The following is a 17,190-nucleotide window of genomic DNA, read 5'->3' on the forward strand; positions in this document are numbered from 1 at the left end:
TCGCCTTGACGCGTGCGGTGCGGGCGGCAACAATCACGCGGCGGGGAAGGAGGGAAACCCACCCCCACCCCGCCCAACAACCCCAAGGAACCCCACCCCAGGCGCCCCACCAACACACCCATGAGACGCCCAACGACCATTAGGGCTCCTACCCGAGGCACACCACCAAGCCACGATGCCTCGAACTCGATCGGCTAGGGCTCATTGCCCTGCCACACCGCGGCACGGGCAGGCGGCACGTGACGGCTCGCAGGAACGCCTCCGTGAAAAAGGCGCAGGTCTCCTCCTCGCCGGGCATGTCGACGACAGGGGGCGCCCGGTGATCGGGCGCGTCACGAAGTGCAGCAGGGTCGGAGCGATCATCTGCTGTATCAGGAGCGGTAGCGGCAGGGTTCGGACGCGCCCCATGGCCATCTCCTCGACGAGCATGGCCGGCAATACGCGCGGCTGTCGGTCGACCGCCTCCGGGGTGAGCGCGACCAGGCCCTGGTCACTGATCAGGTGGGCACCGGCGCGTCGGGTTCGTGCTGGTCGACCGGTTCGACTTCGTCTCCCCCGGTTCCACGATCGCGTCCGAGCACGTGCGTGAACTGCACGTGAACCGCACGGGGCGACCACCGAGTACCAACCCGTTCAGCACCCCCATGGTGATGCTGACCTACGCGCCCCTGGCGGAGGCGTTGCGGGAGGTCGGGGTGACACGCGAGGCCGAGAACGGTACCTGGTCGTTCGACATGTCCGCCTACCTGGAGCTGACCGAGGAACGCACCCGTTGGCGGGATCTTCCGGGCGACTCGGTGAGTTCGGGCAACCGCAACGAGGTCCTGGCGCGCACCACCGATCCCCGCACGTCGAACTCGGCGGCGATGCACATGGTGGTGTTGTCCTACCTGCTCAACGGTGAGGAGGTCGTCTCGCCCGGCACGGAGGACGACGAGCTCACCGAAACGCTGTCCCGGTTGTTCCTGGCCCAAGGCCAACCCCGGAGTCCTCCCAGCAGCCCTTCGAGCAGTTCCGGGACTTCAGCCCAGGAGCCGCTTGTGCAGGGCCGAGGCGGAGGTGTCGGTGAGCGAGGCGACCTGGTCGATGATGACGCGCAGCGCGGCGGCGTCGTCGGGCGCGGTCTCGTAGGGGTCTCGGAACTGGGGTTCGAGGGCTCCTGGTGCGCCGTGCCAGAGGACGTCGACCAGTTCGGTGAGGACGCGGCGTTCCTCGATCTGGTAGCGGCGTGCCTCCTCGCGGTCCATCACGAAGTGCGCGGCCATGGCCTTGAGCAGCGCGCATTCCAGGAGGGTGCGGCGAGGCACGATGAGGTCGGCGCCGTAGCGGGTGAGCCCGATCGGGCCGTGGACCTCGCGCGTGGCCAGTTCGGCGGCGCGGCAGAAACGGCCGATGAGTTCGCTGGTGAGGTTCTTGAGCCCGGCCAGGGAGGCGAGGTCACCGGTGAACTCGCGGGGCCAGATCGGTTCGGCGAGCAGGGAGAGGTAGACGTCCTCCAGTTCGGCGGCGCCGGCCTCGCAGTAGCGGTCGCCGGCGATGCGCACCACCTCGGCGCGTTCGACCGGGTCGCGCAGGGCCGCCATGCGCACCAGGCCGGAGTGCAGGGCGTCCTCGACGTCGTGCACCGAGTAGGCGACGTCGTCCGCCCAGTCCATGACCTGGGCCTCGAAACAGGTCCGACCGGTGGGCGCTCCCTTGCGCAGCCAGGTGAACACCTCGACGTCGTCGGGATAGCAGTTGAACTTGTGGGTGTCACCGCCCTCCCCTCGTCTCCAGGGGTACTTGACCGTGGCGTCCAGGGTGGCGCGGGTGAGGTTGAGTCCGGCGCTGCGGCCGTCGGGGTCGACGACCTTGCCCTCCAAACGCACGAGCAGGCGCAGGCTCTGGGCGTTGCCCTCGAACCCGCCGCAGACCCCGGCGGCCTCGTCGAGGGCCCGTTCGCCGTTGTGCCCGAAGGGCGGGTGACCGAGGTCGTGGGACAGGCAGGCGGCTTCGACCAGGTCGGGGTCGCAGCCGAGCGCCTGTCCGAGTTCGCGGCCGATCTGGGCGCACTCCAGGGAGTGGGTGAGCCGGGTTCGTGGAAAGTCGCTGACCCCGGGCTGGACGACCTGGGTCTTGGCCGAGAGTCGGCGCAGCGCGGAACTGTGCAGTACGCGGGCACGGTCGCGTTCGAAGGGGCCGCGCCTACGGCTCTTGCGGGATTCGAGGGCGAAGCGCTCGGTGTCGTCGGCGGTGTAGCCGCGATCGGCGGCCTCTCCCGGGGTGGTCGTCATGTTCGTGACCCTACTTCCGGCCCAGGTCAGGCGGCGTTGACGCGGATGTCGCTGCTGTCGTTGAAGACCCAGTAGTACCAAAGGGAGGCTGTCTCCCTGGTGATGTACCAGAGCTGGGTGCGGCGTTCGATCACGGCGGGCCCGGAGCGCGAAGGCGAGGTGCCCGCCTCGATGCCGACGTCGGAGGCCATCACCTTGGAGCGCAGGCTGTGCCAGGGGTCGGAGACGAGGACGGCGGTCTCCCACTCGTTGGCCTCGTACACCTCGGAGACGGCCTGGAAGCTCTGAAGGGTGTCGCTGCCCTCCTCGACCGCGACGACGTGGTCGGCGGGGATACCGACGTCCATCAGCCAGTTCCGGCCCGCGGCGGCCTCGGTGAAGTTGTCGTCGGGCTGTTTTCCGCCGACGGTGACGATGACGGGGGCGACCCCGTCCAGGTAGAGGACCTGGGCCTGGCGCAGGCGGGCCTCGAAGACGGGTGAGGGAACGCCGTTGTACTGGCTGGCGCCGAGCACGATGATCGCGTCGGAGGCCTCGCGGTCGTCCTGGCGGGCGGTGTACCAGACCCAACCCCAGGTCGCGGGCGGGATGGCCAGGGCGACGATCAGGACCAGGGTGATGAGCCGACCCAGCCGGAAGCGGCGACGCTTGCGGCGCACGGGGCGGCGGTCGGGACGTGGCTCGGGTTCCTCGTCGAAGGGTTCGGGTTCGGGTTCGGGAAGCGGCCTCGGGGCCCGTTCCTCGCGGGAACGCGGCTTGGGCCGGTCCCGGACGAACCTGCGGGTGAACTTGTCCTCTTCGCTTGGCGCGGACCGCCCGAACTCCTGGGTGTCCTCGGTGTCGGGGTCGCGGGGGAAGGAGGCGAAGTCGTCTCGCGAGAAGACCCGGGTGGCCTCGTCGTCCGTCTCGTCTCCGCGATCGTCGCCGGCCGTTCGCACCTGCTCACCTCCGCACAATCGTCACAGGGATACCTGTCCCCAACTGAGTTGTCCGGATACGCCGTCGGTGGGGAGACCGTCACGGCCGCCAGAATATATCACGAACGGATCACGACCACCGGCGCGGAAGAGGCGACCGTACAGGTCGAGTCTAGTGCCGAAAAAGCCCGTGGTGACGCTCTCGAACAAGCGTCACCACGGGTCGTGGCATGGGACACGTCAGTGGGTACGTCCAGCGGCGCGACCGGCCTCCAGACGGGCCACGGGGACCCGGAACGGCGAGCAGGACACGTAGTCGAGACCGACCTGATGGAAGAAGTGCACCGACGCGGGGTCTCCGCCGTGTTCACCGCACACGCCCAGCTTGATGCCCGGGCGGGCGGCGCGGCCCTCTTCCGCGGCGATGCGGATGAGTCGGCCCACCCCGTCCACGTCCAGGGACTCGAACGGCGAGACCCCGAACACACCCTTCTCCAGGTAGGCGGAGAAGAACGACGCCTCGACGTCGTCGCGGGAGAAGCCCCACACGGTCTGCGTGAGGTCGTTGGTGCCGAAGGAGAAGAACTCGGCGTTCTCCGCGATCTGGCCGGCGGTGAGCGCCGCGCGGGGCAGCTCGATCATGGTGCCGACGGGGAAGTCGAGCTCCACGCCGTTCTCCTCGCCGACCTCGCGCAGCACCCGCTGGGCGTCGTCACGGATGATCTCCAACTCCTGGACGGTGCCCACCAGCGGGATCATGATCTCCGGGCGGGGCCGGCCGCCCTCCCGGATCCGGTCGACGGCGGCCTGGGCGATGGCGCGCACCTGCATGGTGAACAGGCCGGGCACGACCAGGCCCAGGCGCACGCCGCGCAGGCCCAGCATCGGGTTCTGTTCGTGCAGCTTGTGCACGGCCTGGAGGACGCGCAGGTCGTTCTCGTGGCTCTCGCCGCGGGCCTCGGCCACGGCCACGCGCACCGACAGCTCGGTGATGTCGGGCAGGAACTCGTGCAGCGGCGGGTCGAGCAGGCGCACGGTGACGGGCAGGCCGTCCATGGCGTCGAGGATGCCGCCGAAGTCCTGCCGTTGCAACGGCAGGAGGGCGTCCAGCGCCCCCTGTTGTTCCTCGGGGGTGTCGGCGAGGATGAGCCGCTCCACCAGCCGGCGACGGTCGCCGAGGAACATGTGCTCGGTGCGGCACAGTCCGATGCCCTGAGCGCCCATGCGACGGGCACGGGCGGCGTCCTCGGGGGTGTCGGCGTTGGCGCGTACGTACATGCGTCGGGCGGCGTCGACGTAGTGCATCATCCGGTCGACCGCGCGTACGAGGTCGTCGGCTTGGTCGGAGGCCGGGTCGATCTCGCCCTCGAAGTAGCGGACCACCGGGGAGTCCACGACGGGCACCTCGCCGAGGTAGACCAGCCCGCTGGTGCCGTCGAGGGAGATGACGTCGCCCTCCTCGATCACCTCGCCGGCGGGCGCGGTCATGCGCCGGTTCTTGGTGTCGATGTCGAGTTCCTCGGCGCCGCAGACGCAGGTCTTGCCCATACCGCGGGCGACGACGGCGGCGTGCGAGGTCTTGCCGCCGCGGCTGGTGAGGATGCCCTCGGCGGCGATCATGCCCTCAAGATCGTCGGGGTTGGTCTCACGGCGGCACAGGATGACCTTCTCGCCGCTGCGCGACCACTTGACGGCGGTGTAGGAGTCGAAGACGGCCTTGCCGACGGCGGCGCCGGGCGAGGCGTTCATGCCGCGACCCAGGCGGTGGACGTCGTCGCCGGCCGCGACCTCGTCGTCGAAGCGGGGGAACATCAGCTGGGCGAGCTGGTCGCCGGTGACCCGCTGGACGGCCTCGTCGAGGGTGATCATGCCCTGGTCGACGAGCTGGTCGGCGATGCGGAAGGCCGCGGCCGCGGTGCGCTTGCCCACGCGGGTCTGGAGCATCCAGAGCTTGCCGCGCTCGATGGTGAACTCGATGTCGCACAGGTCGCGGTAGTGGTTCTCCAACGTGTCCATGATGCCCATGAGCTCTTCGTGGCTGTGGGCGTCGATGTCCTCCAGGTCGGTGAGGGGCACGGTGTTGCGGATACCCGCCACGACGTCCTCGCCCTGGGCGTTCCGCAGGTAGTCGCCGTAGACGCCGGGCTGCCCGGTTGCGGGGTCGCGGGTGAAGGCGACGCCGGTGCCCGAGTCCATACCGAGGTTGCCGAAGACCATGGAGCAGATGTTGACGGCGGTGCCGAGGTCGGCGGGGATGCGTTCCTGACGGCGGTAGAGGATGGCGCGGGGCGCGTTCCAGGACTCGAAGACGGCCTTGACGGCCAGGGTCATCTGTTCGCGAGGGTCCGCGGGGAAGGGCTTCCCGGTCCGATCGGCGACGATCTCCTTGAACCGTTCGACGAGTCGGCGGAAGTCGGCGGCGTCGAGGTCGAGGTCGTCGATGACGCCCTTCTCGGCCTTGAGGTCGTCGATGGCGTCCTCGAAGAGTTCACCGTCGATGTCCTGGACGGTCTTGCCGAACATCTGGATGAGGCGGCGGTAGGAGTCCCAGGCGAAGCGCTCGTCGCCGCCCTGGGTGGCCAGGCCGACGACGGACTCATCGTTGAGGCCGATGTTGAGGACGGTCTCCATCATGCCGGGCATGGAGAAGCGCGCGCCCGAACGTACGCTCACCAGGAGCGGATCGTCGGGTTGACCGAGTCCACGGCCCATCGCCTTCTCCAGCTCGACCAGGTCGGCCTCGATCTCGGCGTCCAGTCCGGCGGGCATGGTGCCGCTGTCGAGGTAATGGCGGCACGCCTCGGTGGTGATGGTGAAGCCGGGGGGAACGGGGAGACCGATGTTGGTCATCTCGGCGAGGTTGGCGCCCTTGCCACCGAGAAGATCCTTCAGGTCCTTGTTGCCCTCGGTGAACTTGTAGACGTACTTGGTCACGGGGGTGCTCCCTCGTTCTCTTGGCGACCCGGTGTTCCGGGCCGACCCCTGGATCTGGGCGCGACTCTATCCACATCCGACAGGAGTGACCCTTCAGATACCACCATTTCATGGCATATTCGCAGGTCAATAGAGCCAAAGAGGTCTATACCAATGGTCTAGTCATTGATCAGTGCCTCCACCTTGATTCCCCTGGATGAAAGAGCTACCGGCAGCCTCCGTGGCCCCGCAACCAATCCCTCGCCCCAGCGGGTTTCCGACGCCTCATTGTGCGGGGCGACACAGCTCTACCTTCAAGTAACCTACGCTTCCGTAAGTTAGGCTTTGCCTGGACCCGCCAAGGGGTGGGCCCGGACCGGAAAGGGTGCGCGCGGTGACTAAGAAGCAAGGACAGGGGGAGACCGAGGCGAACACCTCAGTGCCCGAACGGGCCGCTGCGGCCGCCGGCGACCTGTTGGAGTCCGTCAAGCCCAAACTGCGCGGTTGGCTGCACCTGGGCACCGCCCCGCTCGCGTTGGCCGCCGGCGTGGTCCTGGTGGCGCTCTCCCCCACCGTGCCCGCGATGCTCGCCGCCGCGATCTACGCGCTCAGCTCGGTCCTGCTCTTCAGCACCTCGGCCGTGTACCACGTGGGCCGCTGGTCACCGAGCGCTCAGCGCCTGCTGCGCCGGATGGACCACTCGAACATCTACCTGATCATCGCCGGCACCTACACGCCGTTCATCGTGCTGGTCCTGGACGGAACCCTGCGCGTGGCCATGCTCATCCTGGTCTGGGGCGGGGCGATCGCCGGGGTGACGTTCAAGCTCCTGTGGCTCAACGCCCCGCGCTGGCTGTCCACCGCCCTGTACCTGGCCATCGGCTGGGTGGCGGTGCTGTTCATCCCCGACCTGGTCAACGGCACGCACCCGGCCACCTGGATCCTCATCCTGGTCGGCGGCGTGCTCTACAGCGTCGGCGCCGTGGTCTACGGGCTCAAGCGGCCCGACCCCGCGCCCCGTTGGTTCGGCTTCCACGAGATCTTCCACTCGCTGACCATCGCGGCGTTCGTCTGCCACTACATCGCGGTGTCCTTCGTCGTGTATACGGCGGGCTGATCCGCCCCGCGACACACGCTGACCGCTTCTGGCCGGTTCGTCACGATTCGCTTACGCAGTAGGACAACAGGACCGAAACTCCCCGGAATCCCCCGAGCCCTACCGCTACGTTGTTACCGGTTCCCGCGATCGTGTGCGACCGCGGGTTCCAGGAGGCGGCCGGAAACCAATCCCCCCGGGTCCGGTCGTCTCTGCTATGCGCACGAGCCGTCAGGCCGAACCCGAGGCCGCCTCGATCAACACCCTCTCGCGACCCGCGTAGACGTTCATCGACTCTCCGCGCAGGAATCCCACCAGCGTCATCCCGGCCTCGGTGGCCAACTCGACCGCGAGCGACGACGGAGCGGAGACCGCCGCCAGCGTCGGGATCCCCGCCATCCAGGCCTTCTGGACCAGTTCGAACGAGGCCCGCCCGGACACCATCAGCACGCTCCCCCGCAGCGGTGTGCGTCCCTCGCGCAGGGCCCAGCCCACCACCTTGTCGACGGCGTTGTGGCGGCCCACGTCCTCGCGCACCACCAGCAGTTCGCCCTCGGTGGTGAAGAGTCCGGCCGCGTGCAGCCCGCCCGTCCGGTCGAACACCCGTTGGGCCTCGCGCAGCCGCCCGGGCAGTGTCGTCAGCGTCGACAGCCCGATCCCGCCCTCGTCCTCGGCCACCGACCAATGGGCCTGGGTGCGCACCGCGTCCAGGCTCGCCTTGCCGCACAGCCCGCAGGAGGAGGTGGTGTAGAAGTTGCGCTCCAGCGAGGTGTCCGGCGGAGGCACGTGCGGGGCCAGGGTCACGTCGAGCACGTTGAAGGTGTTGGAACCGTCCTCGGTCGCGCCCGCGCAGTAACGGATCACCCGCACGTCGTCGGTGTGACGCACCACGCCCTCCCCCACCAGGAACCCCGCGGCCAAGTCGAAGTCGTTGCCGGGGGTGCGCATGGTGACCGTGAGCGGGGAGCCGTCGATCCGCACCTCCAGCGGCTCCTCGGCGACCAGGGTGTCCGCGCGTTCGCTCACCACGCCGTCCCTGATCCGCAGGATCCTCTGGCGTGTGGTGACCCGTCCCATGTACCCCCCGTTCCGACGCCGGCCTCGACCGGACGTGTGTACGCGTCACGTTACAACCGCCGATCCGGCAGGTACAGGTCGGCACCCATGACACCAGGGCATTCAGGGGTGGGACCGGAAGGACCTTCGTCCCTGTTCCCCACCCCGACGACGAAAAGGGCCCCGTGCTCCGCGAGTGCGGTGCACGGGGCCCCAGAACCCCGGGTTCGAGGATCAGCAGCCGGGCAGACGCTCCAGCAGGTACATCTCCACGTTGTCCAGCGAGACGCGCTCCTGCGACATGGTGTCGCGATCGCGCACGGTCACCGCGTTGTCCTCAAGGGTGTCGAAGTCCACCGTGACGCAGAACGGGGTACCGATCTCGTCCTGGCGACGGTAACGACGACCGATCGCACCGGCGTCGTCGAAGTCCACGTTCCACCGCTTGCGCAGCATGGCGGCGAGCTCGCGGGCCTTGGGCGACAGGTCGGAGTTGCGCGACAGCGGCAGGACCGCGGCCTTGACCGGGGCCAGACGCGGGTCCAGACGCATCACGGCGCGCTTCTCCAGCTTGCCCTTGGCGTTGGGCGCCTCGTCGATGTTGAAGGCGTCCAGCATGAACGTGAGCACCGCCCGGTCGACACCGGCGGCCGGCTCGATGACGTAGGGGAAGTAGCGCTCGTTGCTCTCCTGGTCGAAGTAGGACAGGTCGACACCGGAGGCCTCGGAGTGCGTCTTGAGGTCGTAGTCGGTGCGGTTGGCCACACCTTCGAGCTCGCCCCACTCACTGCCCTGGAAGTTGAAGCGGTACTCCAGGTCAACGGTCCGCTTGGAGTAGTGGGACAGCTTCTCCTGGGGGTGTTCGTACAGGCGCAGGTTGTCCTTGGCGATGCCCAGGTCCAGGTACCACTGGTGACGCTGCTCGATCCAGTACTCGTGCCATTCCTCGTCACTGCCGGGCTTGCAGAAGAACTCCATCTCCATCTGCTCGAACTCGCGGGTCCGGAAGATGAAGTTGCCCGGGGTGATCTCGTTGCGGAACGACTTGCCGATCTGGCCGATGCCGAAGGGAACCTTGCGGCGGGCGCTCTGCTCGACGTTCTTGTAGTTGACGAAAATGCCCTGCGCCGTCTCCGGGCGCAGGTAGGCGAGGCCCTTGTCGTCCTGGACCGGGCCCAGGAAGGTGCGAAGGAGACCGTTGAACATGCGCGGCTCGGTGAAGGAGGCCTTGGCGCCGCAGTTGGGGCAGGCGATGGCGGCCAGGCCCTCGGCGGGCTCGTGGCCGTGCTTCTCCTCGTAGGCCTCGATGAGGTGGTCCGCGCGGTGGCGCTTGTGGCAGGCCTGGCACTCGGTGAGCGGGTCCGCGAACTCACGGACGTGGCCCGAGGCCTCCCAGATCTCGCGGGCCAGGATCACGCTGGAGTCCAGGCCGACGATGTCGTCGCGCTCCTGCACCATCGAACGCCACCACTGACGCTTGACGTTGTTCTTCAGCTCCACGCCCAAGGGGCCGTAGTCCCAGGCGGCGCGCAGACCTCCGTAGATCTCACTGGAGGGGTAGACCAGACCTCGGCGCTTGGCGAGGTTGACCAGTGCGTCCATTGCCTCTGACTTGGCGGCCATGGGTGACTCTCCATCCGGCTGGCGGTCGGTGGATCGCTGTTCGCGATACATCGTGGTGTGTGGGGAACGCGGATCACGCGCGGAGCCACGGATGTGGCGCTCCGGGCGACCGCGTCACTCCAGGCTAGAGCAATCGCGGGCCTCTCGCGCACTCCTTTCTCCCGTCCGGCACCGGCCGATCCGCCGCATATCAGGTCAAGGGGTGTCCTCGGTATCGAGGATCTCGAAGGCGCTGGGTTCGTCGATGGCTCGGGACAGCAGCGGCACGGCGTTGACCTTGACCTCGTAGGAGGACAGGGCGCGACGATAGAAGCCGGCACCGTCCCACTCGGTCACGACGGTCCACAGGGTGGGGTCGTCGGCGGCACGACCGATGCGGTGCCACCGGAATCCGGGTCGCTGGGAGAGCACCTCCACGGCGGCGTCGGCGTCGCTACGGAAGGCCTCGGTGTCGGCCTCGGGCACGGAGTAACGGGTGATGACGATCACCACCCCATTGTGGCGCAGGAGACGGGGCGGGCCGCCCCGGGAGTCCCGGAGCGGCCCGTGATCGATCCCCTACTTGCCGAACGCCTGGTCCACGACCCTGGCGGAGGCCCGGCCGTCGTCCAGGGGGCAGAACCGTTCGACGAACGATCGGTAGGAGGCGCCGGCTCGTTCGGCCACCTCGTCGATGTCGAGCAGGGCCGCGATGACGTCGTCGGACTCGGTCAGCAGCGGTCCCGGGGCGGTCTCCTCGAAGTCGAAGTAGAAGCCGCGCAGGTTGTCCCGGTAACCCTCCAGGTCATAGGTGAAGAAGAGCATGGGACGACCCGTGTTGGCGAAGTCGAACATCATCGACGAGTAGTCGGTGATGAGCACGTCGGTGATCAGGAACAGCTCCATGATCTCCGGGTACAGGGACACGTCGTAGACGAAGTCCTCACCGACGATCGGCACGCTGTCGACCACGCGGGGGTGCCGGCGCACCAGCAGCACGTGGTCGTCGCCGAGCTTCTCGTACATCCGGCGCAGGTCCAGGTTCAGGTCGAGCTTGTGCTTGCCGCGCGTGTAGTACTTGTCGTCACGCCAGGTCGGCGCGTACAGCACGACCTTCTTGCCCTCGGGCAGACCCAGGATGCGGCGGGTGCGTTCGGCGATGCGCTCCTTGTCCGCGGAGAAGAAGATGTCGTTGCGCGGGTAGCCGGTCTCCAGGATCTCGCCGTCGAAGCGGAAGGCGCTGCGCAGGATCGGTGTCGCCCAAGGGCTGGGCGAGACCAGGTAGTCCCACTGCTGTGTCTCCCAGGCCAGCTTGTCGAAGTAGTCGCGCGACTTGCCGCGGATGTTCTCCACGTCGAAACCGATGCGCTTGAGCATCGACCCGTGCCAGGTCTGCACGACCACCTGGTCGGGGTGGCGGTGGAACCAGGTGGGCTGACGGGAGTTGGTCACCAGGTAGCGGCTGCGGGCCAGCTCCCGGTAATACTCCTCGCCCTTGTGGCGGACCGGGGAGAGGTCCTCGGGCAGGCGCACCTGCCCGTCGGCGACCAGCCACGACATCGGATAGTCGGCCCAGCCCTCGCGCTCGCGCAGTTCGGCGTAGATGCTCTGCGGGCTGTCGGAGTACTGACGACCGGTGTAGGTGTCGAACAGGACTCCGTCGGTCACCGACAGTTCGCGCTGCGCCGGGTAGAAGACCTCGCGCAGCCGATGCTGGGCGAAGGTGCCCCGCTCCACCGGACGCAGGTCGCTACCCACCTGGAGCACCGGGATGCCGCGGTTCTGGTAGGTGAGCGTGTAGGTGCGTTCGGGGCTGTCGGTCTCCGACGGCAGCTCACCGATGACGGCGTCGGCGAACTCCACGCCCACGTCGGCGCTCTCCTCCCCGATGCGCCCCCACAGCTGGTAGGAGCCGGCCGGCAAGGAGATCTCACCGGACAGGGTGGAGATGCGGGAGGGGTCGAAGCTGGTGGTGAAACGGTCCCCCTCGCGTTCGAGTTCGAGCTCGTGCTCCTCGTCGCGGCCACGGGCCTTGGCGACGATGCGCAGGTCCACCCCGGCGGGGAACTCCCCGCCCAGGACCAGGGTCCGTTCCCGCCACTCGGCGCGGTCCGCCATGGGGCGGGCCCGGCCGGCGCGCAGCTTCAGGTGGCCGGTGGCGGTGCGCAGCACCACCAGTTCCTGCTGCGCCCCGTCGGAGTTGTAGGGGCGGCCCGGCACCTCGTCCGGCAGGATCAGGGGCACCCGGGCCCCCTCCTCCGTGACGAGTTCGGCGTCCCACTCCTCCTGGCGGATCACACCGCCGCACTCACTGAGGCTGCGGGCGAAGAGCTCGTCGGCGCGCACGCGGGCGCTGAACCGGCCGCCTTCGATCCGGACCGGGTAGGTGAGGCGGGCGGTGCCCGGGCGGCGGATCAGACGTAGTTCGGTGGCCTCGGCCGCGGGCGGCGCCACCAGCTCGCCCTCGATGTGGAGTTCGGCGTCGTGCGTATCGAAGCGGTGTTCGGTGACCCGGGCCCGCGCGGGTTCGATACCGATGAGGAGGTGGCGCTCCTTGTTCCAGTACGGACGGATCCACATGTCGCCGCCGACGCTGTGGTATCCGGGCCGCTCCGGCTGACCGGAGACGGGGTTGGAGATGAACTTGCGCCGGGTCAGGCCCCGGTTGAACACGACCAGTTCGATCTTCCAGTCACCCGGTTCCCAGGTGCGTGACGAGCGCAGCCGACGCGGGTCCACGATCGCGGTGAAGCCCCCGTAGTCGTGGCGGGCGGCGTCGGGAAGGTCGGGCAGCCGGTACTCGGCGGCCAGACGCACCTGGACGGGGACCCGGATGCGTCGCTTCGTGACGGTGTTGACCGCGAAGGCGACGAGGTGCTGGTGCCAGCGCTTGTGGGCGCGCAGGTGGCGGATGCCGACGCGCCCCTTGATGTGCAGGCGCCCGTCCTCCCAGTGGACCGCCTCGGTCTTCTGCCGGACCTTGATCTCGTCTTCGAGCCGATAGATCTCCCGAGGCACGGACTTGGTCTGGTCGTCGGTCTCGAAGAAGGGGTAGCGGATGTAGTAGCCCAACCCCTGACGGACGGCGGGCGCCTTCTTGATCTCGACGCTCTTGGCGAAGGTGGCGACCTCCAGCACGTCGTTCGAGCGCCGCTTGCGCACCAGGTGGTACAGGAGACGACCCAGGACCGGAAGGCCGCGCAGGAGGGATGCGGGCACATGGTCCAGATAGGCGTTGACCAGGTCCATGGCGGTCTCGCGCACCTGCGTGTCGGCGTCGTCCAAGCGCATGAGGAGACGGTGGATCTCGCCTTGGAGGAGGGTGCGGTCCCAGAGTTCGCGGTCGGCCTCGCCCAGGTCCTCGGCGATCCGGCGCATCGTGGTCAGGCGCCGGGTCAGGACGGCCATCTCCAGTGGCAGCCGGGTGTCGGTGCGTTCGCGCATGAGCAGGACGGGTGCGGGCAGGACGTCGACGGCGTAGGCCCGTAGGGAGAGCCGCCGGACGGCGAGGTCGTCATCGTCCGGGTCGGTCACGGGCGCGGTGTGCGAGAGCCAGAACTCCTTGCGCCAGAGCCGGTTGCCCAGGGTGGCGTCGGAGGCCAGACCGGTGATGGTCCGCGGATCCTCGGCCAGGCGGAGACGACCGCACAGTCTCTTGTGCGCCTTGGAGGGTGAGGCGCCCAGTTCGTTGAACCGGTACACGTTGCCGATGACCAGGTCCGAGCGCGTGTCGATGGCGCTGTGGAGCAGGTGGGCGATCGCGTAACTGGTCAGGGCGTCGGATCCGGTGAGGAAGAGCAGGTGGCTGCCGCCGGCCTCGGCGGCGCCGCGCGCGCGGGCCTCGGGGTGGTGCGGCGCCGGTTCCTCGTCCAGGAGCCGCACGCTCAGGCCGGTGGGCGGCGCCTGCGCGAAGGCGCGGGCCGTGGCCAGTCCGTCCTCACGTGCGGAGGCGACAGCCTCGTCGCCCTGCTCGCCCTGCTCGTCCTCCTCGGAACCGGATCCGTCGGAGTCGGCCTCGGGCCCCTCGTCCGCGCCGTCTCCGTTTTCTTCGTTGTCACCGTTGGCATCCGGTTCGGGGGTCCGCCCCTCGGGGACCTCCGGGTCGGTGGACTCGTCGACGGCGTCGCCGCCGTTGCGGACCGGTACGAGGATGACCTCGGTGTCGGTCCTGGCGCCGTCGGGCGACGCGGCCTCGGTCTGGACCTCGTCACGCTGACGGGCCAGGGAGTCGAGACAGTTCTGCAGATGAGGCTCGGTGACGTCGAACGTCACGATGACTGTGGGTTCGGGCACGGAAGTTGACACCCTCCGGAGGGTTCGTCGCGGTGCGACGTACGGGCAGCGTAGTGCGGACGATCCGCGCTGATCAGACGGTCACTAACTGAATGTAGAAGGTACTTGACCCTTCGCGCACCGAGCCCCCGACAGCCGGAACCGGGGGGAGAGGGGCTACGCGGGTCGGGCTCTGGTGCCCGGACCTACGCCGCGGTGCCCTCGATCAGGGTCTGACCCACGAACTCGGCTTCCTCCCAAGGCGGGATTGCCACACGCCTCGCGGCGGCGGCCGGTTCCTGCTTCACTGACATGGTGGCCCAGAGGTCTCCGCAGACTGGCACGGATCGCCTACCCGCGCATGCCCGCTGCCTCCAGCGGACACGCAAGCGAATCTACCAGGCAGGCGGGACAGGACATCCCGGTGGACACGGACGAAGGGGAAACGGGCGACGATGACTTCTCCCGAACACGAAGACGAGCGCCCGCTCCCCGCGGGTGACTCCCTGTTCACCCCGGGTGCGGGCCGGTTGCGCCGCGAGGTGGAGCGGCGCAGCGCGGTTCCCCTGGTGTGGTTGCACCGGCGTCCGCGCTGGTCGGCGCCGGTGGCGCTGGGCGCACTGTTCATCGCGGGCCTGATGGCCCCGGGCGTGTTGGGCGCGCTGTGCCTGGCGCTGGTGGCGGTGTTCTTCTCCTGGTTGGCGTTCCTGACCTGGCCGACCCTGGACCGACGGCAGCGGGCACCGCGGGTGTTGATGGTCTCGGTGGTGCTGGTGCTGGCGGTGGCCCGCGTTCTGGGTTACTGACCCCCGGGGACGGATTCGACCGGCCCCGGACCACTCATCAAGTTTTGACAACCATTTTCGTTTTCGCCATAATGTGTGAGTGTCTGCCCAGTTCACCGGGGAGGGGGATCACACCCCCGACGCCCCGCCCGCCTTCCAGGCCATCGACGCGCACGCCGCCTACGACGGCGTTCCCGTCCTCAACGGCGTCGACCTCCGGATCCCGTCGGGTCAGACCATGGCCGTGCTGGGACCCAACGGTTCGGGCAAGTCGACCCTGATGCGCGCGATGCTCGGCATCGTCCCCCTCACCTCCGGTGAGATCAGGATCCACGGCACCCCCCTGCGCCGCTTCCGCGACTGGAAGCGCATCGGCTACGTCCCCCAGCGGCTCACCGCCGGGGGCGCCGTGCCCGCCACCGTCCGTGAGATCGTCGCCTCCGGCCAGGTCGCCCGACGCCGTCGCCTGTCGCTGAGCACCAAGGCCGACCGTGCCGCCGTCGACGATGCCTTGGCCGCCGTCGACCTGAGCGACCGGGCCGGCGACGCCGTACGCGAACTCTCCGGCGGCCAGCAGCAGCGGGTGCTCATCGCCCGCGCGCTGGCCGGGCGCCCCGACACCTTCGTCATGGACGAACCCATGGCCGGGGTGGACGCCGAGAACCAGCGGGCACTGGCCCGCGCCATCGCACGCCTGCGCGAACAGGGCAGCACGGTGGTCCTGGTCCTGCACGAACTGGGGCCGCTGGAGAACGTCATCGAACGCGCCGTCGTCCTGGAGCACGGCCGGGCGGTGCACGACGGCGCCCCGCCCGAGGCCGATGGCGAGTGCGCGCGGCCCGGGCACGAACACCAGCACCCCCACCCCGATCCCAACGACCCCGACCCCCGTGTCGCGCCCACCGACGCGCACACGGAGATCGTCCGACTAGAGGTGCCCCACCGTGACTGAACTGCTCCACTACGAGTTCATGCAGCGGGCACTGATCGCCGCCGTGTTGGTGGGTCTGGTCACCCCGGTGATCGGTACCTTCCTCGTCCAGCGGCGCTTGGCCCTGCTGGGCGACGGCATCGGCCACGTCGCGCTGACCGGTGTGGCGCTGGGCCTGCTCACCAGCACCTCCCCCGTGGTGACCGCCGCGGTGGTGGCGACCCTGGGCGCCGTCCTCATGGAGTTGGTCCGGGTGCGCACCCGGACCAGCGGTGACGTGGCGCTGGCGCTGCTCTTCTACGGCGGCATCGCCGGTGGCGTGCTGCTCATCGGGCTGACACCGGGGGCGAGCAACGCCACCCTGACCTCCTTCCTGTTCGGTTCGGTCAGTACCGTCGCCGAGGAGGACATCTGGATCGTGGTCGTACTGGCCGTGGGCGTGCTGGCGGTCCTCGCCATCTTCGGCCGGGAGCTGTTCGTGCTGTGTCAGGACGAGGAGGTGGCGCGGGCCCACGGGCTGCCGGTGCGTTTCCTCAGCATCCTGTTGGCGGTGACCGCGGCGTTGACCGTGGTGATCGCGATGCGGGTGGTGGGCGTGCTGATGGTGAGCGCACTGATGATCATCCCCGTGGCCGCGGCGCAGCAGCTCAGCCGCAGTTTCCGTGTGACCATGGGCCTGGCGGTGCTCATCGGGTTGGCTTCCTCGTTGGGCGGGCTGACCACCTCGTTCTACTCGGACCTGGCGCCGGGCGCCACCATCGTCCTGCTGGCCCTGCTGGTGTACTGCGTGGCCGTGGTCGTCGGTGGGGTACTGCGCCGGGTCACCCGGCGACGAGGGTCCACACCCCTACCGCCGGTTTCGGGAAGCCCCACGGATACGATGATCCAGACAGATCGGGGGAAGGTGACACCATGAGTACACGACGTGAGGCCGTGCATCGGGCGCTGACGGCCTCCTCCGGTTTCCGCAGTGCGCAGGACCTTTACGCGGACCTGCGGGCCGACGGCTCCAAGATCGGCCTGACCACCGTCTACCGCGCCCTACAGGCGCTGAGCGACTCGGGTGATGTGGACGTGCTCCGCACCGACGAGGGCGAGGCCGTCTACCGCGCGTGCGACACCGAGAACCACCACCATCACCTGGTCTGCCGGGTGTGCTCCACCGCGGTGGAGATCGAGGGTCCCACCGTGGAACGCTGGACCGCCGAGATCGGCGCCCAACACGGTTTCACCGGGGTGACCCACACGGTCGAGGTCTTCGGCACCTGCGCCGAATGTTCCAAGGCCTGATGAGTGAGGCCCTCACCGATCGGTGAGGGCCTCACTCGCGTTCGGACCACTCCGA

At 68.8% G+C, this 17,190-nt stretch carries 13 protein-coding genes; 5 read left to right on the top strand and 8 right to left on the bottom strand.

Translation table 11 applies throughout. The features are described from left to right. Positions 1-742: 742 nt before the first annotated feature. The 4 genes from BQ8420_RS33110 to ppdK all read right to left on the bottom strand — a co-directional run bounded on the left by BQ8420_RS33110 (position 743) and on the right by ppdK (position 6,124). Positions 743-874: a hypothetical protein gene (locus BQ8420_RS33110; protein ID WP_255404917.1), complete on the bottom strand. Its 132-nt coding sequence runs from the start codon at positions 872-874 to the stop codon at positions 743-745. A gap of 148 nt (positions 875-1,022) precedes the next feature. Further along, complete coding sequence (locus tag BQ8420_RS29500) at positions 1,023-2,273, bottom strand: deoxyguanosinetriphosphate triphosphohydrolase (RefSeq protein ID WP_087103506.1); 1,251 nt, start codon at positions 2,271-2,273, stop codon at positions 1,023-1,025. 26 nt (positions 2,274-2,299) lie between these two features. Next, a complete protein-coding gene (locus BQ8420_RS29505; protein ID WP_235006562.1) occupies positions 2,300-3,211 on the bottom strand; it encodes a YdcF family protein in 912 nt (303 codons plus the stop codon). Between the two features lie 219 nt (positions 3,212-3,430). Further along, the gene (gene ppdK / locus BQ8420_RS29510) at positions 3,431-6,124 is read right to left on the bottom strand and encodes a pyruvate, phosphate dikinase (protein WP_087103510.1); all 2,694 of its coding nucleotides are present in this window, start codon (positions 6,122-6,124) and stop codon (positions 3,431-3,433) included. Positions 6,125-6,497: 373 nt separating this feature from the next. Between ppdK and BQ8420_RS29515 the strand changes: the two genes are divergently transcribed. Then, on the top strand, positions 6,498-7,220 hold the full coding sequence (locus BQ8420_RS29515) for a hemolysin III family protein (RefSeq protein WP_087103512.1): 723 nt from the start codon (positions 6,498-6,500) through the stop codon (positions 7,218-7,220). 210 nt (positions 7,221-7,430) lie between these two features. Here BQ8420_RS29515 and fdhD read toward each other — a convergent pair whose 3' ends face one another. From fdhD to BQ8420_RS29535, 4 genes are all read right to left on the bottom strand, one after another. Then, positions 7,431-8,276 carry a formate dehydrogenase accessory sulfurtransferase FdhD gene (fdhD, locus tag BQ8420_RS29520; protein ID WP_087103514.1) on the bottom strand — a complete coding sequence of 282 codons (846 nt, stop codon included), beginning with the start codon at positions 8,274-8,276 and terminating at the stop codon, positions 7,431-7,433. A gap of 213 nt (positions 8,277-8,489) precedes the next feature. Beyond that, positions 8,490-9,878 (bottom strand): glycine--tRNA ligase, encoded by a 1,389-nt coding sequence (locus BQ8420_RS29525; protein ID WP_200816148.1) that lies wholly within the window; start codon positions 9,876-9,878, stop codon positions 8,490-8,492. A 195-nt stretch (positions 9,879-10,073) separates the two neighbouring features. Continuing rightward, positions 10,074-10,367 (bottom strand): antibiotic biosynthesis monooxygenase, encoded by a 294-nt coding sequence (locus BQ8420_RS29530; RefSeq protein ID WP_087103518.1) that lies wholly within the window; start codon positions 10,365-10,367, stop codon positions 10,074-10,076. A 69-nt stretch (positions 10,368-10,436) separates the two neighbouring features. Beyond that, a complete protein-coding gene (locus BQ8420_RS29535) occupies positions 10,437-14,150 on the bottom strand; it encodes a CDP-glycerol glycerophosphotransferase family protein (protein WP_087103520.1) in 3,714 nt (1,237 codons plus the stop codon). Between the two features lie 434 nt (positions 14,151-14,584). Between BQ8420_RS29535 and BQ8420_RS29540 the strand changes: the two genes are divergently transcribed. The 4 genes from BQ8420_RS29540 (at position 14,585) to BQ8420_RS29555 (ending at position 17,135) form a co-directional block, all read left to right on the top strand. Further along, positions 14,585-14,935, top strand: a complete 351-nt coding sequence (locus BQ8420_RS29540; RefSeq protein WP_087103522.1) for a DUF6703 family protein — start codon at positions 14,585-14,587, stop codon at positions 14,933-14,935. Positions 14,936-15,014: 79 nt separating this feature from the next. Further along, complete coding sequence (locus BQ8420_RS29545) at positions 15,015-15,866, top strand: metal ABC transporter ATP-binding protein (protein WP_087103524.1); 852 nt, start codon at positions 15,015-15,017, stop codon at positions 15,864-15,866. Beyond that, a complete protein-coding gene (locus BQ8420_RS29550; protein WP_087103526.1) occupies positions 15,859-16,761 on the top strand; it encodes a metal ABC transporter permease in 903 nt (300 codons plus the stop codon). The genes BQ8420_RS29545 and BQ8420_RS29550 overlap by 8 nt, the downstream gene beginning before the upstream one ends. Beyond that, positions 16,758-17,135 carry a Fur family transcriptional regulator gene (locus tag BQ8420_RS29555; RefSeq protein WP_087103528.1) on the top strand — a complete coding sequence of 126 codons (378 nt, stop codon included), beginning with the start codon at positions 16,758-16,760 and terminating at the stop codon, positions 17,133-17,135. Before BQ8420_RS29550 ends, BQ8420_RS29555 begins: the two co-directional genes overlap by 4 nt. The last annotated feature ends 55 nt before the right edge of the window (positions 17,136-17,190 follow it).

The sequence above is a fragment of the Nocardiopsis sp. JB363 genome (assembly GCF_900143625.1).
GTDB lineage: Bacteria > Actinomycetota > Actinomycetes > Streptosporangiales > Streptosporangiaceae > Nocardiopsis.

What these genes read in the sequence shown, in the direction of transcription:
- BQ8420_RS29500 (WP_087103506.1), bottom strand. Translation starts at nt 2,273, where the DNA reads ATGACGACCACCCCGGGAGAGGCCGCCGATCGCGGCTACACCGCCGAC.
- BQ8420_RS33110 (WP_255404917.1), bottom strand. Translation starts at nt 874, where the DNA reads ATGTGCATCGCCGCCGAGTTCGACGTGCGGGGATCGGTGGTGCGCGCC.
- BQ8420_RS29525 (WP_200816148.1), bottom strand. Translation starts at nt 9,878, where the DNA reads ATGGCCGCCAAGTCAGAGGCAATGGACGCACTGGTCAACCTCGCCAAG.
- fdhD (WP_087103514.1), bottom strand. Translation starts at nt 8,276, where the DNA reads ATGGGACGGGTCACCACACGCCAGAGGATCCTGCGGATCAGGGACGGC.
- BQ8420_RS29555 (WP_087103528.1), top strand. Translation starts at nt 16,758, where the DNA reads ATGAGTACACGACGTGAGGCCGTGCATCGGGCGCTGACGGCCTCCTCC.
- BQ8420_RS29540 (WP_087103522.1), top strand. Translation starts at nt 14,585, where the DNA reads ATGACTTCTCCCGAACACGAAGACGAGCGCCCGCTCCCCGCGGGTGAC.